The organism is Ferrovibrio sp. (assembly GCF_019636075.1).
GTDB lineage: Bacteria > Pseudomonadota > Alphaproteobacteria > Ferrovibrionales > Ferrovibrionaceae > Ferrovibrio.
The window spans coordinates 50,662-70,584 of the sequence record NZ_JAHBYG010000006.1 but is presented as its reverse complement, the minus strand read 5'-3'; the positions used below and the strand labels follow the sequence as shown (position 1 = coordinate 70,584).

The following is a 19,923-nucleotide window of genomic DNA, read 5'->3' as shown; positions in this document are numbered from 1 at the left end:
TATCCGGTGCGCCGACATGGACGGCGGGGAGCGAGTGACACGATGACAATCCGGGCCCGTTTATTCCTGGCAGTGACTCTACTGGTAGGTGCAATCATCGCCGGCATGGTAGCCAGTGTGTTGTTGTTACGTAGCGCCCAGCGCCACCTGCTGGAAGTGCGCAACCAAGCCTTGCTGCCGGTGGTGCTACTGCAGGAAGTATCGAATGCCTATGGCAGCGGGGTATCCGATCTGGCGGTGAAGGTGCGCAACCGCATAACCAAGTGGGAAGACGCCCACCGCATCTCAGCCCAGGTGCAGGATGGCGTGGATGCCGCATGGGGACGCTATATCGCCTCGGTGCGCGAACCCGAAGAGCGCCGGCTGGCCGCCGAAGTGGAAATCCGCATGCGCGCCGCCGAAGCCGGGCTGTCGATGTTCCGTGCCGCCATCGAGGACGAGGATCTGCGCCAACTGGCCCGCTTCGTCGACGAGGTGATGTATCCCACCATCGACCCGATCAACGACCGGCTGAATGCCCTGGCAAAATACAAGATCGCCGCCTCCGACCGCATCGTGCAGCGCGCCGAGGCGAATTTTCAGAATTTCGGCCAGGGCCTGCTGCTCTTGCTGGTGCTGGTGCTTTCGATCGCCGCCTATGCAATCTACATCGTGCAGGGCCGTGTGGCGCGCCCGCTGGGCGCCATAACCGATGCCATGGGCGCGGTGGCCGGCGGCCAGCTTGATGCCAGGATTCCCGGCCAGCGCCGCAAGGATGAAATCGGCAAACTGGCCAAGGCCTTGGCCAAGTTCCGCGACAATGCCATCGCGCTGGACCAGGCCCGCGAGGCGATGGCGCGGCAAAGCCAGCAATTGCGCAATGTGCTGGATGGCATCAATCAGGGCATCACCGCTTTCGACGACACCTATACCGTGACCATGGCCAACCGGAATGCGGAAACCATCACCGGCCTGCCCGGCCATCTGCTTTCGCCCGGCGCCACGATAGCCGACATGGTGCGCTACAATGTGAGCATCGGCGCCTATGGCGAAGGCGATCCGGACGATTTGTTCAAACAGCGCTACAGCGTGGTGACCCAACGCACCTACCGCAAATCCGACGTGGCTTTTGCCAATGGCCGGGTGGTGGAGGTGGAGAATATCCCCACCATGGATGGCGGCTGGCTGCTGGTGAGCACCGACATCACCCAGCGCAAGCAGGCGGAAGAGGAATTGCGCGAGGCCCGCGATATGGCCGAATCCGCCACCAAGGCCAAATCCAGCTTCCTGGCCACCATGAGCCATGAAATCCGCACGCCGATGAACGGCGTGATGAGCATGGCCGAATTGCTGGAACTCACCCCGCTGGACGGCGAGCAGCGCCGCATGGCCAAGGTGATCCGGGAATCCGCCCATGCGCTGCTGACCGTGATCAACGACATCCTGGATTTCAGCAAGATCGAAGCCGGCAAGCTGGATATCGAAGCCGTGCCTTTCTCGCTGGCCGACATGATGGATGGCGTGGGCGAATTGCTGGCGCCGCGCGCCGACGACAAGGCGCTGGACCTGCTGATCGATGTGGATCCCGAACTGGCCGACAAGCGCATCGGCGACCCGACCCGGCTGCGGCAGATTCTGCTGAATCTGGGCGGCAACGCGGTAAAGTTCACCCATGAAGGCAGCGTTACCCTGCGGGTGCGGGCGAAGCCCGACGATCCCGACCGCCTGCTGTTCAGCATCATCGACACTGGCATCGGCCTCACGCCGGAACAGCAGGAAAAGCTGTTCAAGGCCTTCGAGCAGGCCGATAGTTCGACGGCGCGCAAATATGGCGGCACCGGCCTTGGGCTTTCGATCTGCCAGCGTTTATGCGAATTGATGCATGGCGATATCGGCGCGCGCAGCGAGGCCGGCAAAGGGTCGGAATTCTGGTTTGAATTGCCGATGCAGCCGGCCGAAGGCGCGGAAAAGCCGAAACCCGCCCATGATATTTCGGCGGCGCGCGTGCTGCTGGTGGGCCTGCCCAGCAGCAGCAAGGCAACCAGCTGGCACTGGCCCGGCAATATCTGGCCGCCGCCGGCATCACCAATATCGATGAAGCCGGCAACCTGGCGACAGCGAAGCGCCTGCTCGCCGAGGACCGGCACGATCTGGCGCTGTTGGATGCACGCGGATCGGATGGTTCGGTTCTGCATTTCCCCAGTGAAAATGCCGCAGCCGGCAAGGTCAGCTTCGCCCTTGTGGCACCGCGCAATCTGGTCTCCACGCTGGATACCGCCGCGCGCAACAATTTCGCCCTCACCCTCACCTATCCGCTCAGTCGCCACAATCTGTGGCGCGCCGCTGCCGTCAGCCTGGGCATCGCGCAGCATGATACGGGCGAAACCGCCTTCCGCGAGGATATGGCCTGGCTGCCGCCGAGCATCGAGGCTGCACGCGAAAACAATGCGCTGATCCTGGTGGCGGAAGACAATGCCACCAATCAGGTGGTGATCCGCCAGATGCTGTCGCGCATGGGCTTTGCCTGCGAGATCGGCGAAAACGGTGCAGTGGCGCTGGACATGTATCGCAATGGCCGCTACGGCCTGCTGCTTACCGATTTCCACATGCCGGAAATGGATGGCTTTGAACTCACCGCCCATGTGCGGGCCAGCGAACAGCCCGGCGGCCCGCGCCTGCCGATCATCGCACTGACCGCCGATGCGCTCACCGGCACCGAGCAGCAATGCCTGGATGCCGGCATGGATGGCTATCTCACCAAGCCGATCAACAGCCGCGCGCTGGGCGATGCCCTGGCGCAATGGCTGCCTCAGGCATTGCCCCTGCGCCGCCCCGCCGGCCATGATGCGAAGCTGGCCAAGCCGGCGCCGCCCACGCCGCAATGGGATCCGGACATCTTCGATCCGGCGCGGTTGACCGAAACCTTCGGCGCGTTCGATGCGGCGGCTGGCGAATTCCTCAGCCGGTTCGTGGAAGATGCCGTGGAAAAGCTGCCCAAGATTGCGGCCGCAGCGGCAGCGCGCGACCTGAAGGCGCTGCGCCATGAAGCCCATGCGCTGAAAGGCGCCGGCTATTCCATGGGTGCCACGCGGCTGGGCAATCTGGCTTCCGACCTGCAGGATGCCTGCGATGCCAACGATGCCGACACCGCCGCGCTGATGGCGGAATTGCTGGAACCCACCGTGCAGGAATTGCAGGATGCCTTGCCGAAAATCCTGCACGGCAAAAGCTGAGGCATCATCATGGCGATCGAATACGATAAAATCCGCATCCTGGTGATCGAAGACGAAGACTACACCCGCAAGATCATCTGCAGTTTGCTGCGTCAGCTCGGCTTCCGCCTGATCGACGAAGCCGCCGATGGCGAAGCCGGCTTCAAGGAAATGGTGCGCACCCGCCCGGTGCTGGTGCTGTGCGATGTGCATATGCAGCCGCTGGATGGATTGGGCTTCCTGGCCAAGCTGCGCGGCATGAGCAGCGCCACTTTCGGCAACCTGCCGGTGATTTTTCTGACCGCCGACAAACAGCAGGAAACCGTCATCACCGCCAAGAAGCTGCAAGTGGATGGCTATCTGGTGAAACCGGTATCGCTGGCCAGCCTGAAACAGCGCATCGATACCGTGCTGCAGAAGAAGTTCGGGCTGTAGTTTTACCGCGTCCTGCCGGAACATGTTGCGGGCATCCAGCCTTCGGCATCGCAACTGCGTTTGGCATGTATCCGCGGAATGAATCCGAGGGTGACGCTATAAAGCGGCCTTACGCCTCGTTGGAGAGGATCAGGTTGCGCACCAGCGGATAGATCTGGTTCTGCCAGCGGCGACCGTTGAACACGCCGTAATGGCCGGCGCCGGGCTGCAGATGGTGGCGCTTGCGATAAGGCCGCAGGCCGGTGCAGAGATCATGGGCAGCCAGCGTCTGGCCCACCGAGCAGATATCGTCCTTCTCGCCTTCCACGGTAAGCAAGGCCGTGCGGCGGATGGCGCCGGGATTGACCTTGTTGCCGCGCCAGGTGAGTTCGCCCTTGGCCAGCCGGTATTCCTGAAACACGTATTGCACGGTTTCGATATAGAATTCGGCGGCGAGATCGAGCACGGCGAAATATTCGTCGTAGAATTCCTTGGTGATCTCGGCCTTGTCGTATTCGCCGCGCGAGAGATGCTCGAACAGATCGAGATGCGAGCGCATATGGCGATCCGGGTTCATCGCCATGAAAGCCGTAAGCTGCACGAAGCCGGGATAGACCCTGCGGCCGGCGCCCGGATGACAATCGGGCACCACATCGATCAGGTTTTTCTCGAACCATTCGATCGGATGGCCGGTGGCCAGCAGGTTCACTTCGGTGGGATTGATGCGGCAATCGATCGGACCGGCCATCAGGGTCATGGAAGCCGGCGTGGCGCGGTGTTTCTGTTCGGCCATCACGGCCGCCGCCGCCAGCACCTGCACACAGGGCTGGCATACCGCCACCACATGGGCGCCGGGGCCGAGTTCGTCGAGGAAGCGGATCACATGCTCGACATATTCATCGAAGCCGAAACGCCCGGCCTCCAGCGGCACATCGCGGGCATTATGCCAATCGGTGATATGCACATCATGCTCGGGCAACAGCGTGGCCACGGTGCCGCGCAGCAAGGTGGCGTAGTGGCCGGAAAGCGGCGCCACCACCAGCACCCGGGGCTGCTGGGTATCGATATCCTTGCGGAAACGCAAAAGCGTGCCGAACGGCGTGACCAGGCGCTTTTCCTCGGTCACTTCCACTTCGCGGTTGCCCACGGTGATGCTGCTGAGGTTATAGCTCGGTCGCTGATGGGTGAGGTCGGCGCGCGACAGCATTTCGAAGCCGGCGGCCAGGGTGCGCAGGGGAAGGCTCTCGCCGAAGCCGTTGAGCGGACTGCGGATGGTCTGCTGCGCGAACCGGGCCATGGCGCGCACCGGCTCCATCATGTCTGAATAGGCTTGGTAGGCTCGATACATCATGAGGCAGCGAATTCCACTCCTGAGCGGACCGCCCCCGGACCATGCGACAATTGGGACCGGGAATTTGTGAACCGCTTGTGAAAAGGCTAGTGCAATTCGTGTTGCACTGCGAGATAATAATGCAGCAACGGGCGGCGGACTCAACAGCCTGCACCGCCCCGAACACAGTTGAAAAAGCCCGAGAGCGGTTACTTTCCGTTGGGTAATCAATGGGATGATTGCCGCCAGAGCGAGGATGCCATGCCGAAGCCTGCAGCGGCCGTAAAGGCCAAAACCGGCGCCAACACCGCCAAGGCGGCGCCCGCCGAGGCGACGCTTGCCATCAGCAGCAAGAATTATTCGTCCTGGTCGCTGCGCGGCTGGCTGCTTTGCAAGATGGCGGGGCTGAACGTGGCCGAGCAGCGGGTGTCGCTGGACGACCCCTCCACCCGGGCCGAATTGCTGCTGCTTTCCCCCTCTTTCCTGGTGCCCTGCCTCACCCACAACGATGTAAAGGTGTGGGACACCCTGGCGATTGCCGAATATCTGAACGAAATCCGCCCCCAGGCCGGGCTGCTGCCCGCCGACCAGGCAGCGCGCGCCCATTGCCGCGCGGTATCCGGCGAAATGCATTCTGGCTTCGCCAATCTGCGCGCCGCCCTGCCGATGAACCTGAAGGCGCATTACAAGGGCTTCAAGATCTGGGCCGGCGCCCAGGCCGATATCGACCGCGTGCTGGAAATCTGGAGCGAGTGCCTGCTGCAATATGGCGGGCCCTATCTGTTCGGCGATACGCCCAGCCTGGCCGATGCCATGTATGCGCCGGTCTGCACCCGGTTTCAGACCTACGACGTAAAGCTGGATGGTGCCTGCGCGGCCTATCGCGACATGATCCTGGCATTGCCGGCCATGAAGGCCTGGTTCCAGGATGCGCGGCTGGAGCCCGATGAAGTGGAAGAACTCGACGTCGAGTTCTGATCAGCGCCCGTTCTGATCAGCGCCCGTAGATATCGTCCAGCCGAACGATATCGTCTTCGCCGACATAATCGCCCGATTGCACCTCGATGATCTCGAGCGGCAGCGTGCCGGCGTTTTCCAGGCGGTGCACCAGGCCTGCGGCGATATAGGTGGATTGGTTTACCAGCAGGGTGAATGTGTCTTCGCCACGGGTGACCCGGGCCTCGCCGCGCACCACCACCCAATGCTCGCTGCGTTGCGCATGCTTTTGCAGCGAAATCTTGCCGCCGGGATGCAGGCAAAGCCGCTTCACGCGATGGCGCGGGCCTTCCGCCAGATCCTCGTACCAGCCCCAGGGGCGATAAACCCGCATCGGCTCGGTGGCCTCGCGCCGGCCCTGGGCCTTGAGGCGATCCACCACCTGCTTCACATCGCTGGCCCGCGCTTTGTCGGCCACCAGCACGGCATCGCGCCCGGCCACGACAACGACATCCTTCAGCCCGATGGCGGCCAGCAGCAGGCCATCGGCACGCAGATAGCTGCCCTGGCTATCCAGCGCCAGCACATCGCCTTGCAGCACATTGCCATCCTGGTCAGGGTTGCTTTCCGCCCAGAGTGCCGGCCAGCCGCCGATATCCGACCAGCCCATATCCACCGGCATCACGGCGGCGCGCTGCGTGCGCTCCATCACCGCATAGTCGATGGACTCGCCGCGTATGGCCGAAAAAGCCGCGTTATCCAGGCGGAAGAAAAACAGATCCCGCGCCCCGGCGGAAAGCGCCTGTTGCGTGCCCGCCAGCAGATCGGGGCAATGCGCCTGCAATTCGGCCAGCATGGCATCGGCGCGAAACAGCAGGATGCCGGCATTCCAGAAAAAATCTCCGCCGGCTATATAGCGCGCCGCCGTGGCCGCATCGGGCTTTTCGGCGAACCGCGCCACCTGATAGCCGGCATCGCCCAATGCCGGCCCGCGCTGGATATAGCCATAGCCGGTTTCCGGCGCGGTGGGCTGGATGCCGAACGTGACCAGATGGCCGGCCTGGGCCAGCGGCGCGGCATTGCGCACCGCCTGCAAAAACGCATCCGGCTTGCGCACCAGATGATCGGACGGCAGCAGCAGCAGCAGATCATCGGGTGCCGCCAGGCTGGCCGCCACCGCCACCGCCGGCGCGGTGTTGCGCCCCACCGGCTCCACCACCACGGAAAGCGGCTCGATGCCGGCTTCGCGCAATTGTTCGGCCACGATGAAGCGATGCTGCTCGTTGCAGATCACCAAAGGCTGGCCGAAGCCTTCGGCCTGCAAACGCTGGGCAGTCTGCTGCAAAAGCGTTCGGTCGCCGGCCAGGGCATGCAGCTGCTTGGGATATAATTCGCGCGACAACGGCCAGAGCCGCGTGCCCGCACCGCCCGAAAGGATGACCGGACGGATCGCCATGGCTTATTCGTGCAGGCCGTGGCGGCGCACATCGCTTTCGCGCTTCACCGCCACCAGATCGGCCGCCACCATTTCGCGCACCATGCTTTCCAGGCTGGTGGTGGCCTGCCAGCCGAGCTTTTCGCGCGCCTTGGCCGGATCGCCCAACAGCAGGTCTACTTCGGTGGGGCGGAAATAGCGCGGATCGACCGCCACCAGTTCGGCGCCGCTGGCTGCATCATAGCCTTTTTCATCCACGCCCTTGCCCTGCCAGCGAATCTTGCGGCCGGTTTCCAGGAAGGCCATCTCGATGAAATCGCGCACGCTGTGGGTGCGGCCGGTGGCGAGCACGAAATCATCCGGCTTGTCCTGCTGCAGCATACGCCACATGCCCTCCACATAATCGCGGGCATGGCCCCAATCGCGCTTGGCATCCAGGTTGCCGACATAGAGCCGCTGCTGCAACCCGAGCTGGATGGCGGCCACCGCGCGGGTGATCTTGCGGGTGACGAAGGTTTCGCCGCGCACCGGGCTTTCATGATTGAACAGGATACCGTTGGAGGCATGCAGGCCATAGGCCTCGCGGTAATTCACCACGATCCAATAGGCATACAGCTTGGCAACCGCATAGGGGCTGCGCGGATAGAACGGCGTGGTTTCGCGCTGCGGGGTTTCCTGCACCTTGCCGTAAAGCTCGGATGTCGATGCCTGATAGAACCGCACGGTCTTTTGCAGGCCCAGGATCAGGATGGCTTCCAGCAGCCGCAGCGTGCCCAGCGCATCGGCATTGGCGGTGTATTCCGGGGTTTCGAAACTGACCTGCACATGGCTCTGGGCGGCCAGGTTATAAATCTCGGTGGGCTGAATCTGCTGCACCAGCCGGATCAGGTTGGTGGCATCGGTCATGTCGCCGTAATGCAGATGGAAGCGCACCTCGCGCTCATGCGGATCGTGGTAGAGATGATCGATACGGGCGGTGTTGAACGAGGAGGACCGGCGCTTGATGCCGTGTACCGTATATCCCTTGGCGAGCAGCAGCTCGGCCAGATAGGCGCCGTCCTGGCCGGTCACGCCGGTGATCAGGGCCACTTTTTCCGCCATATACGCCGTCTCCCACGCCTAAAATCGCTCCTGGCTGGGCTTAGGCCCTGCCCCAGCCGCTGTCAAGCTTGCGGGGCGGCAGGGGGGTTGCTAAACATCCGCCAACTGCCTGTTAACCCTTTGATGGCATGACCCGCTGATGGCGATTTCCCCGGCCGACCCGACCTCCCTGCGCAAACGCGCCATCCGCGACCATGCCGACCGCTATGCGCCGGAACGGCAGGGCTGGATCGCGCGCAACCGGTTTTTCCATGACCAGGACCTGGCCTATCTGCGCTTTTTGATTCCGGCCGGCAAGCGGGTGTTGGAACTGGGCTGCGCCACCGGCGACCTGCTGGCGGCGCTGGAGCCTTCGCGCGGCGTGGGCGTGGACCTGTCGCAGGTTTGCATCGACGAAGCCCGCGCGCGCTTTCCCGGCCTGGAATTCCATACCGGCGATATCGAGGCGCCGGCCACGCTGGACGCCATCGAAGGTCCGTTCGATTTCATCCTGCTGGCCGATACGATCGGCGACCTGGAAGACGTGGAGCGCAGCCTCAGCCTGCTGCACCGGCTGTGCGATGCCGATACGCGGCTGGTGATCGTGTATCATTCGCCGCTCTGGGCGCCGGTGCTGAAAACCGCCGAGGCGCTGGGCTTCAAGATGCCGGCCACGCCGAAGAACTGGCTGCGGCCGAGCGATATCGAGGCCCTGCTGGGGCTGGCCGATTTCGACCCGATCCGCAGCGAAATGCGCATGCTGTCGCCCAAGCGCCTGCTCGGCCTGGGCGGTTTGCTGAACCGCTATGTCGCCACCCTGCCGCTGGTGCGGGCGCTCTGCCTGCGCAATTTCGTGGTGGCGCAATCGTTGCCCAAGCGGCGCGAAACCGTGCCGCATTCGGTGTCGGTGGTGATTCCGGCGCGCAACGAACGCGGCAATATAGAACCGGCGATCCAGCGCCTGCCGCGCTTCGCCGAGGATATGGAAGTGATCTTCGTGGAAGGCCATTCGCAGGATGGCACCTGGGAAGAGATGCAGCGCGTGCGCGATGCCTATCCCGATTGGGATATCAAATGCATGCAGCAGACCGGCAAGGGCAAGGCCGATGCGGTGTGGATGGGCTTCGATGCCGCGCGCGGCGACATATTGATGATCCTGGATGCCGACCTGACCGTGCCGCCGGAAGACCTGCCGAAATTCTGGCGCGCGCTCACCACCGGCAAGGGCGATTTCATCAATGGCAGCCGCCTGGTCTATCCGATGCAGGATGGCGCCATGCAGACGCTGAATTTCTTCGCCAACCACGCTTTCTCGATCATCTTCAGCTTCCTGCTGAACCAGCGCTTCACCGACACGCTGTGCGGCACCAAGGTGATCTCGCGCCGGCATTATGCCGTGCTGAAGGAGAACCGCAGCTATTTCGGCGATTTCGATCCGTTCGGCGATTTCGACCTGATCTTCGGCGCGGTGAAGCAGAATCTGAAAGTGGTGGAAGTGCCGATCCGCTATGCCAGCCGCAGCTATGGCGAAACCCAGATCAGCCGCTTCCGCCATGGCGTGCTGCTGCTGCGCATGGTGCTGTTCGCCTATCGCAAGCTGAAGGCTTTCTGAACATGGGCGACGAGGCGGCGACCGATTATCGCGCCGCCTGGCAGCGCAAGCCCGTGCTGCGCGCGATCTACCAGGATTATTACCGCCGCATCCTGGCGCATTGCCAGCCCCAGGGCCGCACGCTGGAAATCGGCGGCGGCTCGGGCAATCTGAAAAGCTTCCTGCCGGACGCAATCTCCACCGATATCGCCGCGGCGCCCTGGCTGGATGCGGTGGCCGATGCCCAGGCCTTGCCTTTTGCCGATTGCAGCTTCGGCAATATCGTGATGGTGGATGTGCTGCATCACCTGGCTTATCCGAAGCGTTTTCTGGCCGAGGCGCAGCGTGTGTTGCGGCCGGGCGGCCGGCTGGTGCTGATCGAACCCGGCATCACGCCGCTGAGCCGTGTGTTTTTCCACCTGTTTCATCCCGAGCCGGTGCGCATGCAGGCCGAACCCTTGAGCGACACGCCGCAATGCGATCCAGGCAATCCCTGGGATTCCAACCAGGCGATACCCACGCTGTTGTTTCGCCGCGATGCCAGGAAGCTGGCGGCCACGATGCCCGGCCTGCGGCTGCTGCGCGCCGATTGGCTGTCGCTGTTTGCCTATCCGCTTTCGGGCGGCTTCAAGGCCTGGTCGCTGTTGCCGGGTTTTGCCGCCGCACCGCTGCTGCGGCTGGAAGACCGGCTGATGCCAGCGCTGGGCCCGCTGATGGCCTTCCGGCTGCTGACCGTGTTGGAGCGCACGCAATGAAGTGGAAACTGCGGCTTGGCCGGCAAGGTACATTGGCGGCGATTTTCATCGCACTGAATCTGCTGCTGCTGTTTTGGGCCGCGCCCGAAGCCACCTATCTGCATGGCGGCGATGCGGCGGTGTATATGGGCCCGGCAAAAACCCTGTGGCAGCATGGCATCCTGGCCAGCGGGCCGGAGGCGCTGGATGTGCCGCTCAGCTTTGCGCCGCCGCTCTATTCGATCTTTCTGGCGCCCATCGTGGGCCTGCTATCCTGGCCTGCCGCGCTGAATGCCATCGTGATGCTGCAACTGGCCATGCTGTGGGCCACCGCACTGGCCGTGCGCGGCCTGCTGCCGCGACCGCTGGACAATGCCCGCGACCTGGCGCAATTGCTGGTGCTGTTCAATCCCAATGCGTTGTTCACCGCGCATCTGGTGCAGCCGGAAAGCCTGTTCACCCTGCTGGCCACCCTGGCGCTGGTGGGTATCTGGCGGCAGGCGCTGATGCCCGGCTGGATGCGCGCCATCGGCGTGGGCCTGCTGCTGGGCCTGGCCACGCTCACCCGCCCGGTGGCGCTGTATGCGATTCCGCTGCTGCCTTTCCTGCTGCCGATCCTGGCGCTGATCGCCGCCCCGCTGCATAGCGGCGCACGGCGCAAGCCGCCGCAAGGCATCATCACCGCCGGCATTGCGATGACGCTGGCGGCCATGCTCTGCGTGGCGCCGTGGTTTGCCCGCAACGCGGCCGAATTCGGCAAGCCGTTTTTCACCAGCAATGCCGGCTTCTATCTTTCCGACCAATATGTGGAGCTGTTGCAGATCGGCCAGGGGCTTTCGGCCAGCGAGGCCTCCAGCCAGCGATATCGCCTGATCAACGAAGCGGCCGAAAAGGCCGGGCTGAGCGATTTCGAAAACCGCCCGGCGGTGGAACGTTCGGCCTTTGCCGCCAGCGTGATCGGGCCGCTGCTGTTGCAACAATCGCCGGTAACGCTGGCCAAGGGCTTGCTGCGTTCCTGGGCTGCCCTGCTGGTGGGCGGCGGCGCGGCCAATGCCAAGAATTACTTGGACCTGCCGGGCGAAACGCCCACGCAATTCCTGCAAAGCTATCGCTGGCAGGGCCTGGCCGCCTTCGCGCGGGATTTTCTCGGCCAGGGCCAGGTGGTCTATCCGCTGCTGGTGATGCTCACCGCCGCTTTTGCGCTGCTGATGCGCCTGGCTGGATTGTTCGGCCTGTGGCGGCTATGGCGCCAGGGCGAGACCGGCCTGCTGCTGCTGTTGCTGGCCGAGCTGATCTATTTCACGCTGAGCTATCTGTTCCTCGGGCAATCGCGCTTCCGCGTGCCGATGGAGCCGGCCTTGCTCACGCTGGCCGCGCTGGGCCTCACCTGGGCGGCGCCGAAACGCCGCAGATAAAAAACCGGAAACCGGAGGATGCCATGAGCGACGAAACCACCATCGCAGACATCCGCCGGCTGGAAGCGGCGCGCCGGCAGGCCATGCTGGATGGCGATACGGCGGCGATGGATGCGCTGCTGGCGCCGGATCTGCTCTACACCCATTCCAATGCCCAGAGCGACAGCAAGGCGCAGTATCTGGAAAAGCTGGGCAGCGGCTTTGTGCGCTATCTGAGCATCGCCATGCATGACCAGGCGATCCGCCCGCTGGGCGATGCCGCCGCCCTGGTGACCGGCCGGATGGCAGCGGAAATCGAAATGGACGGCGCGCGGCGCAGCCTCAACAATCTGTTTGCCGTGCTCTGGCAGAAACGCGGCAGCACCTGGCAGCTGATCCTGTATCAGCCGACGCCCATACCCTGAGGGCAGGGCCTTGAGGGGCGATAGCGTGCGATTTGTATTCCCGGTTTTGTACGAGAATGGCGTCCCCTAGGGGATTCGAACCCCTGTTTGCGCCGTGAGAGGGCGCCGTCCTAGGCCTCTAGACGAAGGGGACCTGGGGGCTGGGCAGCGCAGAAGCGGGCCCGGCCGGCCGGTCGGCGCGCCATGGCTTGCGGGATAAACCCAGGGCCGGCGCGCGAGGCGGCATCCTGATACTCGACCCGGACCGCAGGCGCAAGCCCTAAACCCGCCCGAGCCGGGCCACCGCCCCCAGCCGCCCGGCTATGCCCAAGCCCAACCCCGGCCAAGCCCCGGTATAAAAACGGATTTTTTTGTGCCATCCGACGCTTGCAAAGCGGAAAACGGCCGCTATAGTCCGGCGCTGCAACGGGCCGGCTTGACCGTCCTTGCCGCCGAGCGGGCGTAGCTCAGGGGTAGAGCACAACCTTGCCAAGGTTGGGGTCGTGAGTTCGAATCTCATCGCCCGCTCCAATTTTCCGAACATCTCAAAGCCGCGTCCACGACGCGGCTTTTGTGTTTTCTGGGGGTTGATGCAGGGAGCAGCCTGACCGGGGCCAGGGAGCCCGTGGTCACCGGGCGGTTACAGACCAACTTAATCGGGCGGAAAAACTAGTTATATTTATAAATTTCCTGAAATGCACAATCAAAACGTTATAAGTAATCAAGGAAACATCGTTAATCAGGGAAAAAATGATGCAGAAGATTGATCCCTCTGCAATTCGGGGCTGCGAGATAAGTGGCAGACTGATTCGACCTGCAGCCGTAAGTGCTATATGCCCAAAATGTAATGCGAAAGTGATTTTCACTCTGTACGGCTTTTCAACAGGGGGACATCTGAATTCAGTATCGGCCGCCGGAAATTGTCCTTCCTGTAATGGAAAGGTCGGTTTTTGGTCAATCAATACCAGTGGGGTGGCAACCATCCACTCTGCTGAAATTTATATGCATCCCAGCCCTCAAAATTTCTTCCCAGAGCCCTCTGAGGTAGATTTTATTCCATCACCTCTTAGACGAGCTCTAATCTCAACGATTGAATCTTATAATGCCGGTATTTATGCAGCGGCTGCTGTTTCAGGTCGACGAACACTTGAAGGCATTTTTAAATTTTTAGTTCCAGAAGAAAAACGAAATTTGCCACTTGCCAAACTGATTGATGCCGCAAAAGAAGAAAAAGATCTCTCCGCACCTTTAAGCGCGCTATCTCACGCCATTCGGAGTGGAGGAAATCTAGGCGCCCACTTTGATATGGAACTTGAGCCTGATGAAGCAGTGGCCCGTCAGATCGTAGAACTTCTCAGTTACTTGATTTCTTATTTATATGTATTGCCAGCAAGAATTGAGCAATTGGAGAGCGATCTAAGCAAGATAGATCCGGCAAATTAAATTCCAATTTTCCAATTATTGCAGAACCGCGTCATGACGCGGCTTTTGTGTTTTCTGGGGCTGCATCAGCCGCCCCCAGGGCCAGGCGGATTGCCAGGCCCCGGAAACCTGCGGTTTACTCGTCGCAATCGGCGACGACCAGTTTGCAGCTGCCGCCGCATTCGGCCAGGGCTTTGCTGCTGGCGATGGCCTTGCTTTCGCCCCAGCCGACACCGAAATGGGTTTTGGAGGCGGCATAGGCGCCGCAGGTATCGAAGCGCACGGCGATCTTGCAGCCCTTGTTGCCGGCCTTGCGGCATTCGGCCATGGCTTCCTTGGCGGCTTCGTCGCGGTTTTCGCCATAGCCCACGCCATAGCCGATATCGGCGGGATCGGCGCCTTCCTCATCCACCACGGCAATCGCGCCGGCGGCCCAGGCCGAGATCGGCAGGCTGGCGCATTGCAAAAGCGCGGCCATGGCAACAATCAGAATCTTGCGCAGCATTATAGCGTCTCCCTGTTTGTTTGAGCCCGCACCGACAGGCTGAAAATCACTTCGGCGGATGCACGCGATGCCAATGTTCGGCGATGTCGCAGCGGCGGCAGATCCACACATTGTCATGCGCCTGGATGTAATCAAGGAAGCGCGCCAGCGCCTGGGCGCGGCCGGGGCGGCCGGCGAGCCGGCAATGCAGGCCCACCGACATCATCTTCGGCGCGCCGCGGCGGCCTTCGTCGTAGAGGCAATCGAAGGCATCCTTGAGGTAATCGTAGAAATCCTGCCCGGTGCCGAGGCCGTTGAGCGTGGCGAATTTCATGTCGTTGTTGTCGAACGTATAGGGGATCACCAGATGCGATTTCTTCGCGCCCTGCTTGCCTTTGCCCGCGCCTGAAGCCGGCACCCAGTAAGGCAGGTCGTCGTCGTAGGCATCGGAATCGTAAAGGAAGCCGCCCTCCTCGATCACCAGCTTGCGGGTGTTGGACGATAGCCGCCCGGTATACCAGCCCACCGGGCGTTCGCCGGCTGCCTGTTCGATGGCGGCAATCGCCAGCTTCATATGGGCGCGTTCGGTGGCAATCGGCACGCGGCTGTAATCGATCCAGCGCCAGCCATGGGAGGCGATCTCGTGGCCCTGCTCCACCATCGCCCGCACGGCTTCCGGATAGCGCGCCACCGCCATGCCCACGGCGTAGGAGGTGAAATTCAGCCGGCGTTCCTGAAACAGGCGCATGATGCGCCAGAAGCCGGCGCGGGTGCCGTATTCGTAAACCGATTCCACCTGTTCGTCGCGCATGCGCCGGCGCGGCGTGCCGCCCGGCACTTCATGCAGAAAGACTTCCGATTCCGCATCGCCATGCAGGATGTTGCGCTCGCCGCCCTCTTCGAAATTCACCACGAAGGACACCGCCACATTGGCATTGCCGGGCCAGCGCGGATCGGGCGGATGCGCGCCATAGCCTTTCAGATCGCGCGGATAGGGCGTCTTGCCCATGGGCAGCTTCAACAGCCCGGCCTTGGCGGCAAGCTTGCGGCTCATGCTTCCCCCAGCAGTTTTTCCAGCGTGGACGCCACCACTTCGGTGGCCTTGTAGAGATCGGTGAGGATCAGCTTTTCGTCGGCGCGGTGGCCATTGGCTTCCAGCAGATTGCGCGGGCCGGCGCCATACAGCACGGTTTTGATGCCGGCCGCCGAATAATGCCGCGCATCGGTATAAAGCGGGATGCCTTCGGTGCCCACCGCCACGCCCATGATGCGCGTGGCCTCTTGGGTGAGGATAGCGATCAGTTTTTCCACGCCCGGCACGGCGCTGAAGGGCCGCGCCAGCATGATGCGATCCACCCGCACGGAAATGCCGGGCAGGCCGGCCACCGCCTTGGCGATCACCTCGCGCAGACCAGCTTCCACCGCTTCCGGCTGCTCCTCCGGGATCATGCGGCGATCCAGCCGGAAGCTGACCTTATCCGGCACCACATTGGTGTTGATGCCGCCCTTGATCAGCCCCACCACCATGGACGGCGACACGATGCCCGGCACCTGCGAGCGCTGTGCGCCCAGGCCATCGCGATAGGCATAGAGCGCGTTCAGCACCGCCGTGGCGGCTTCCAGCGCGTCATGCCCGGTATCGGGCCGGGCGGCATGGGCGGATTTGCCGCTCACCGTCACTTCCAGATGCAGGCAGCCGTTATGCGCGGTGGTGACGGCATAGGAAAAACCCGCCGAGAAAGCGTAATCGGGCTTGCTGAGGCCCTTGGCGAGAATCCATTCCGGGCCGATGGCGCCGCCGGCTTCCTCGTCATAGGTGAGATGCAGTTCGATGGCGCCGCGCTTGAGATTGCCGGCGGCCTTGAGCGCCAGCAAAGCATAGGCATAGGTGACGAAATCGGATTTCGACACCGCCACACCACGGCCATACATCACGCCATCCTTCACCACGGCGGCATAGGGATCGACGCTCCAACCCTCGCCCGGCGCCACCACATCGCCATGGGCATTCAGCGCCACCACCGGGCCGCCGGGGCCGAAGCGATGGCGCACGATCAGGTTGGTGCAGGAGATCATGCCATTGGCACGGCATTCGGCTTCCGGCACCGGATGGCGCTCCACCTCCAGGCCCAAGGCTTCCAGCAATTGCGCGGCGCGGGCGGCATGGGGCGCGCAATCGCCGGGCGGATTGTCGGATGGCACCTTCACCAATTCGGCCAGCATGCTGCGCATGGCATCCTGCTGGCTGGCGATGAAGGCATGCAGGGAAACATGCGAGGAAACGGGCATGACGGACTCCGGAAAGCTCAGGCCGCGAGCGCGGCCGGGTCAAAATGCGTGATGAAGTGATACAGCGCCGCCGTGGCCAGTTCCACATCCTGGGGCAACACGGCTTCCAGCGGATTATGGCTGATGCCGCGCGTGCAGCGCATGAAGATCATACCCACCGGGCAGAGATCGGCAATCGTCATGGCATCATGCCCCGCGCCCGAGGGCAGATGCATGCCGGGCACATTCTGCGCCTTGATGGCGGCCTCCACGGCATCCATCAGGCGCGGATCGCAGGGCGTGGCGGCGCTGTTGTAAAGCGGCGTGACGGTCGCCTCCACATTGCGGCGTTTGGCAATCGCCTGCACTTCCGCCAGCACATCATCGGCAGCCAGATCGCGCACGGCATCCACCCCGGCGCGGATATCGATGGAGAACCGCGCCAGGCCGGGGATCACGTTCACCGCGCCGGGCAGCGCTTCCATCTGGCCCACGGTGCCCACAAGCGTGGGCGTGCCGGTGCAGCGGCGCTCGATATACAACGCGGCTTCGGCTGCGGCCAGCAGGGCATCGCGGCGGCTGCCCATCGGCACCGTGCCGGCATGTCCGGCCAGGCCCTTGAATTCCACGCGATAGCGCCGGGCGCCGGAAATCGCGGTAACAACGCCCAGCGCCAGATTGTTGGCTTCCAGCACCGGGCCCTGCTCGATATGCAATTCCATGAAGGCGGCCAGCTTGCGGCCAGCGATATCGGCCGGCCATTTGCACGAGGCGATATCGGCGGGATCGAGGCCGAATTCGCGCATCGCCTGTTCGTAGCTGATGCCATCGCGGTCCTTGGCGGCCAGCATGGCGGGCTCGAATGTGCCGGCAATGGCGCGGCTGCCGGTCATCGCGGTGCCGAAACGGGTGCCTTCCTCGTTGGTGAAACCCACCAGTTCGATGCCGAATGGCAGGCTGAGGCCCTGCTTGCGGATTTCCTCCACGCAGGCAATCGCCGCGATAACGCCCAGCATGCCATCGTATTTGCCGGCATTGCGCACGGTATCGAGATGCGACCCCAGCATCAGCCAGGGGGCGCCATTATCAACGGCGGGCAGCCGGCCGATCAGATTGCCGATGCCATCCTGGTGCACGCGCAGGCCGGCTTCGCGCATCCAGCCGCCCACCAGATCGTTGGCCTGTTTGTGGGCCGGGGTATAAGTGGTGCGGGTGAGATGCTCGGCTACATCGCTGATACGGCCGAGTTCGTCCAGCCGTGCCATCACGCGGTCAGAAAAAATCGGGGTCACGGACATGGCGGCCTCGCTGGAAGAACCGTATAGATTGCAGGCACCATATTAGCCGGGCCGGGATAAGAAAAACCATGCTGGATGCCGACAAATTCCTCCGTTCCTTGTTCGATGCCGCCCTGGCTGCCGCCGACCCGGCCCGCTGCCTGGGGCCCTTCCTGCCTGCCCCCCCCAAGCCGCCCGGCCGCACCATCGTGGTGGGCGCCGGCAAGGCAGCCGCCACCATGGCCCGGGCGGTGGAGCAAGCCTGGCCCGAGGATGCGCCGCTTTCCGGCGTGGTGGTAACGCGTTATGGCCATGGCGTGCCCTGCCGGCGCATAACCGTGCGCGAGGCATCGCATCCGGTGCCGGACGCAGCCGGCGCGGCGGCGGCGGCCGAAATCCTGCAAGCCGTGCAAGGCCTCAGCGCACAGGATCTGGTGCTCTGCCTGATCTCGGGCGGCGGCTCGGCTTTGCTGGCTTTGCCCGCCGAAGGGCTGAGCCTGGCCGATAAAAAGGCCGTGAACCAGGCGCTGCTGGCCTCGGGCGCCACGATTGCCGAGATGAATTGCCTGCGCAAACATCTCTCGGCCATCAAAGGCGGCCGGCTGGCCATGGCGGCAGCACCGGCAAAAGTGGTGGCTCTGCTGATATCCGATGTGCCGGGCGACGACCCCGCGGTGATCGCTTCCGGCCCCACGGTGGCCGATCCCACCAGCTTTGCCGATGCCCGCGCGGTGCTGGAAAAATACCGCATCACACCGCCGCCGGGCGTGACCACGCATCTGCAACGCGGCATGGATGAAACCGCAAAGCCGGGCGATCCGCGCCTGGCCGGCGTGCAAAACATCATGGTGGCCACGCCGCAAATGGCGCTGGAAGCCGCGGCCCAGGCCGCCCGCGCAGCCGGCATCGCGCCGCTGATCCTGGGCGATGCGCTGGAAGGCGAAGCGCGCGAGTTGGGCATCGTGATGGCCGGCATCGCCCGCCAGGTGCGCCGCCATGGCCAGCCATTGCCGGCGCCCTGTGTGTTGCTTTCGGGCGGCGAAACCACGGTGACGATCCGCAAGCAGCCGCCGGATGCGCCCAAGGGGCGCGGCGGGCGCAACAGCGAATTCCTGCTCAGCCTGGCGGTAAAGCTGGAGGGCGAGGCCGGCATCCATGCCCTGGCCTGCGACACCGATGGCATCGATGGCAGCGAGGATAATGCCGGCGCCATCCTGCATCCAGACAGCATCGCGCAGGCGGCGGCCAAGGGCGTAAACGCCAAGGCGGCGCTGGCGGCCAACAATGGCTATGGCTTTTTCCAGGCGGCAGGCGGCCTGGTGCAGACCGGCCCGACCCTGACCAACGTGAATGACTTCCGCGCCATACTGGTGCTGCCCGATACTGGTGCTGCCCCATACTAGTGCTGCTATAGCCGGCGAGTTGCGCTAAGCTGGGGCTCAGGAGGCCCCATGCTTGATAAACTGAACGCCTTGCCGGAGGCGGATTTCGTTGCGGCGCTGAAGGATATTTTCGAGCATTCGCCCTGGGTGCCGGCGGCCGTGGCCGGCCTGCGACCGTTCGGCGATATCGAAACCCTGCACAGCGCCCTGGCTGGCGCCATGTGGCGCGCCGAGCGGACCGCGCAGCTGGCCCTGCTGAATGCCCATCCCGAACTGGCCGGCAAGGAAGCCGATGCCGGCACGCTGACCAGCCATTCCACCGGCGAGCAGGACAGCGTGGGCCTCACCCGCCTGAGCCCGGAAGAAAAGGCGCGCATCGTCGATCTCAATCGCGCCTATCGTGCCAAGCATGGTTTTCCCTTCATCATCGCGGTGAAGCTGCGCACGAAAAGCCAGATCTTCGCCGCCTTCGAACGCCGCATCGCCGCGCCCAGCGACGCGGAATTTTCCCTGGCCCTGGCCGAAGTGGGCAAGATCGCCCGCATGCGGCTGGACGCCCTCATCTTGTGAAGGAGATAGCG

18 protein-coding genes and 2 tRNA genes are annotated in these 19,923 nt (G+C 63.3%); 12 read left to right on the top strand and 8 right to left on the bottom strand.

Features of this window, described 5'->3' with window-relative positions; all coding sequences use genetic code 11:
• Nucleotides 1–42: 42 nt before the first annotated feature.
• From KF827_RS04580 to KF827_RS04570, 3 genes are read left to right on the top strand one after another with little or no spacing between them, the layout of a single operon-like run.
• Nucleotides 43–2,433, top strand: coding sequence for an ATP-binding protein (locus tag KF827_RS04580; RefSeq protein ID WP_291000909.1), 2,391 nt, complete (start codon nt 43–45; stop codon nt 2,431–2,433).
• Entirely contained in the window at nt 2,382–3,212 is an 831-nt protein-coding gene (locus tag KF827_RS04575; protein WP_291000907.1) for a response regulator, read from the top strand. The genes KF827_RS04580 and KF827_RS04575 overlap by 52 nt, the downstream gene beginning before the upstream one ends.
• Nucleotides 3,213–3,221: 9 nt before the next feature.
• On the top strand, nt 3,222–3,626 hold the full coding sequence (locus KF827_RS04570; RefSeq protein WP_291000904.1) for a response regulator: 405 nt from the start codon (nt 3,222–3,224) through the stop codon (nt 3,624–3,626).
• Between the two features lie 109 nt (nt 3,627–3,735).
• Here KF827_RS04570 and KF827_RS04565 read toward each other — a convergent pair whose 3' ends face one another.
• Nucleotides 3,736–4,956 (bottom strand): polyhydroxyalkanoate depolymerase, encoded by a 1,221-nt coding sequence (locus tag KF827_RS04565; protein WP_291000870.1) that lies wholly within the window; start codon nt 4,954–4,956, stop codon nt 3,736–3,738.
• A gap of 240 nt (nt 4,957–5,196) precedes the next feature.
• Here KF827_RS04565 and KF827_RS04560 point away from each other — a divergent pair, with 240 nt between their 5' ends.
• Nucleotides 5,197–5,913, top strand: a complete 717-nt coding sequence (locus KF827_RS04560) for a glutathione S-transferase family protein (RefSeq protein ID WP_291000865.1) — start codon at nt 5,197–5,199, stop codon at nt 5,911–5,913.
• Nucleotides 5,914–5,929: 16 nt separating this feature from the next.
• Here the strand turns inward: KF827_RS04560 and KF827_RS04555 are convergent, their stop codons facing one another.
• A complete protein-coding gene (locus tag KF827_RS04555) occupies nt 5,930–7,327 on the bottom strand; it encodes a mannose-1-phosphate guanylyltransferase/mannose-6-phosphate isomerase (protein ID WP_291000862.1) in 1,398 nt (465 codons plus the stop codon).
• A 3-nt stretch (nt 7,328–7,330) separates the two neighbouring features.
• Nucleotides 7,331–8,407: a GDP-mannose 4,6-dehydratase gene (gene gmd, locus KF827_RS04550; protein ID WP_291000859.1), complete on the bottom strand. Its 1,077-nt coding sequence runs from the start codon at nt 8,405–8,407 to the stop codon at nt 7,331–7,333.
• 139 nt (nt 8,408–8,546) lie between these two features.
• Between gmd and KF827_RS04545 the strand changes: the two genes are divergently transcribed.
• Genes KF827_RS04545 through KF827_RS04530 form a run of 4 tightly spaced genes read left to right on the top strand, consistent with a single transcriptional unit; the run spans nt 8,547 to nt 12,530 of the window.
• Nucleotides 8,547–9,998, top strand: coding sequence for a glycosyltransferase (locus KF827_RS04545; protein WP_291000856.1), 1,452 nt, complete (start codon nt 8,547–8,549; stop codon nt 9,996–9,998).
• Nucleotides 9,999–10,000: 2 nt separating this feature from the next.
• Complete coding sequence (locus KF827_RS04540) at nt 10,001–10,732, top strand: class I SAM-dependent methyltransferase (RefSeq protein WP_291000853.1); 732 nt, start codon at nt 10,001–10,003, stop codon at nt 10,730–10,732.
• On the top strand, nt 10,729–12,126 hold the full coding sequence (locus tag KF827_RS04535) for a hypothetical protein (RefSeq protein ID WP_291000850.1): 1,398 nt from the start codon (nt 10,729–10,731) through the stop codon (nt 12,124–12,126). Before KF827_RS04540 ends, KF827_RS04535 begins: the two co-directional genes overlap by 4 nt.
• Nucleotides 12,127–12,149: 23 nt before the next feature.
• Nucleotides 12,150–12,530 carry a nuclear transport factor 2 family protein gene (locus KF827_RS04530; RefSeq protein ID WP_291000839.1) on the top strand — a complete coding sequence of 127 codons (381 nt, stop codon included), beginning with the start codon at nt 12,150–12,152 and terminating at the stop codon, nt 12,528–12,530.
• Between the two features lie 57 nt (nt 12,531–12,587).
• Here the strand turns inward: KF827_RS04530 and KF827_RS04525 are convergent.
• Nucleotides 12,588–12,663, bottom strand: a tRNA-Glu gene (locus tag KF827_RS04525).
• A gap of 302 nt (nt 12,664–12,965) precedes the next feature.
• On the opposite strand from KF827_RS04525, the gene KF827_RS04520 reads away from it, so the two are divergent.
• Both KF827_RS04520 and KF827_RS04515 read left to right on the top strand, forming a co-directional pair.
• Nucleotides 12,966–13,040: transfer RNA gene (locus tag KF827_RS04520), tRNA-Gly, on the top strand.
• A gap of 222 nt (nt 13,041–13,262) precedes the next feature.
• Nucleotides 13,263–13,952 carry a DUF4145 domain-containing protein gene (locus tag KF827_RS04515; RefSeq protein WP_291000830.1) on the top strand — a complete coding sequence of 230 codons (690 nt, stop codon included), beginning with the start codon at nt 13,263–13,265 and terminating at the stop codon, nt 13,950–13,952.
• Nucleotides 13,953–14,067: 115 nt separating this feature from the next.
• Here the strand turns inward: KF827_RS04515 and KF827_RS04510 are convergent, their stop codons facing one another.
• From KF827_RS04510 to KF827_RS04495, 4 genes are read right to left on the bottom strand one after another with little or no spacing between them, the layout of a single operon-like run.
• Nucleotides 14,068–14,436, bottom strand: a complete 369-nt coding sequence (locus tag KF827_RS04510) for a DUF4189 domain-containing protein (protein WP_291000827.1) — start codon at nt 14,434–14,436, stop codon at nt 14,068–14,070.
• Between the two features lie 46 nt (nt 14,437–14,482).
• Nucleotides 14,483–15,469: an allantoinase PuuE gene (gene puuE / locus KF827_RS04505; RefSeq protein ID WP_291000825.1), complete on the bottom strand. Its 987-nt coding sequence runs from the start codon at nt 15,467–15,469 to the stop codon at nt 14,483–14,485.
• Nucleotides 15,466–16,704 carry a M20/M25/M40 family metallo-hydrolase gene (locus KF827_RS04500; protein WP_291000820.1) on the bottom strand — a complete coding sequence of 413 codons (1,239 nt, stop codon included), beginning with the start codon at nt 16,702–16,704 and terminating at the stop codon, nt 15,466–15,468. The genes puuE and KF827_RS04500 overlap by 4 nt, the downstream gene beginning before the upstream one ends.
• A 17-nt stretch (nt 16,705–16,721) precedes the next feature.
• Nucleotides 16,722–17,981, bottom strand: a complete 1,260-nt coding sequence (locus tag KF827_RS04495) for an allantoate amidohydrolase (protein WP_291000817.1) — start codon at nt 17,979–17,981, stop codon at nt 16,722–16,724.
• A 68-nt stretch (nt 17,982–18,049) separates the two neighbouring features.
• On the opposite strand from KF827_RS04495, the gene KF827_RS04490 reads away from it, so the two are divergent.
• Together KF827_RS04490 and uraD are read left to right on the top strand one after the other, a co-directional pair.
• Nucleotides 18,050–19,363: a glycerate kinase gene (locus KF827_RS04490; RefSeq protein WP_291000815.1), complete on the top strand. Its 1,314-nt coding sequence runs from the start codon at nt 18,050–18,052 to the stop codon at nt 19,361–19,363.
• 48 nt (nt 19,364–19,411) lie between these two features.
• Nucleotides 19,412–19,912 carry a 2-oxo-4-hydroxy-4-carboxy-5-ureidoimidazoline decarboxylase gene (gene uraD / locus KF827_RS04485; protein WP_291000812.1) on the top strand — a complete coding sequence of 167 codons (501 nt, stop codon included), beginning with the start codon at nt 19,412–19,414 and terminating at the stop codon, nt 19,910–19,912.
• Nucleotides 19,913–19,923 lie beyond the last annotated feature (11 nt).

Coding starts and splice junctions, on each gene's coding strand:
- KF827_RS04580 (WP_291000909.1), top strand. CDS start 43: ATGACAATCCGGGCCCGTTTATTCCTGGCAGTGACTCTACTGGTAGGT.
- KF827_RS04575 (WP_291000907.1), top strand. CDS start 2,382: ATGGCCTGGCTGCCGCCGAGCATCGAGGCTGCACGCGAAAACAATGCG.
- KF827_RS04570 (WP_291000904.1), top strand. CDS start 3,222: ATGGCGATCGAATACGATAAAATCCGCATCCTGGTGATCGAAGACGAA.
- KF827_RS04565 (WP_291000870.1), bottom strand. CDS start 4,956: ATGATGTATCGAGCCTACCAAGCCTATTCAGACATGATGGAGCCGGTG.
- KF827_RS04560 (WP_291000865.1), top strand. CDS start 5,197: ATGCCGAAGCCTGCAGCGGCCGTAAAGGCCAAAACCGGCGCCAACACC.
- KF827_RS04555 (WP_291000862.1), bottom strand. CDS start 7,327: ATGGCGATCCGTCCGGTCATCCTTTCGGGCGGTGCGGGCACGCGGCTC.
- gmd (WP_291000859.1), bottom strand. CDS start 8,407: ATGGCGGAAAAAGTGGCCCTGATCACCGGCGTGACCGGCCAGGACGGC.
- KF827_RS04545 (WP_291000856.1), top strand. CDS start 8,547: ATGGCGATTTCCCCGGCCGACCCGACCTCCCTGCGCAAACGCGCCATC.
- KF827_RS04540 (WP_291000853.1), top strand. CDS start 10,001: ATGGGCGACGAGGCGGCGACCGATTATCGCGCCGCCTGGCAGCGCAAG.
- KF827_RS04535 (WP_291000850.1), top strand. CDS start 10,729: ATGAAGTGGAAACTGCGGCTTGGCCGGCAAGGTACATTGGCGGCGATT.
- KF827_RS04530 (WP_291000839.1), top strand. CDS start 12,150: ATGAGCGACGAAACCACCATCGCAGACATCCGCCGGCTGGAAGCGGCG.
- KF827_RS04515 (WP_291000830.1), top strand. CDS start 13,263: ATGCAGAAGATTGATCCCTCTGCAATTCGGGGCTGCGAGATAAGTGGC.
- KF827_RS04510 (WP_291000827.1), bottom strand. CDS start 14,436: ATGCTGCGCAAGATTCTGATTGTTGCCATGGCCGCGCTTTTGCAATGC.
- puuE (WP_291000825.1), bottom strand. CDS start 15,469: ATGAGCCGCAAGCTTGCCGCCAAGGCCGGGCTGTTGAAGCTGCCCATG.
- KF827_RS04500 (WP_291000820.1), bottom strand. CDS start 16,704: ATGCCCGTTTCCTCGCATGTTTCCCTGCATGCCTTCATCGCCAGCCAG.
- KF827_RS04495 (WP_291000817.1), bottom strand. CDS start 17,981: ATGTCCGTGACCCCGATTTTTTCTGACCGCGTGATGGCACGGCTGGAC.
- KF827_RS04490 (WP_291000815.1), top strand. CDS start 18,050: ATGCTGGATGCCGACAAATTCCTCCGTTCCTTGTTCGATGCCGCCCTG.
- uraD (WP_291000812.1), top strand. CDS start 19,412: ATGCTTGATAAACTGAACGCCTTGCCGGAGGCGGATTTCGTTGCGGCG.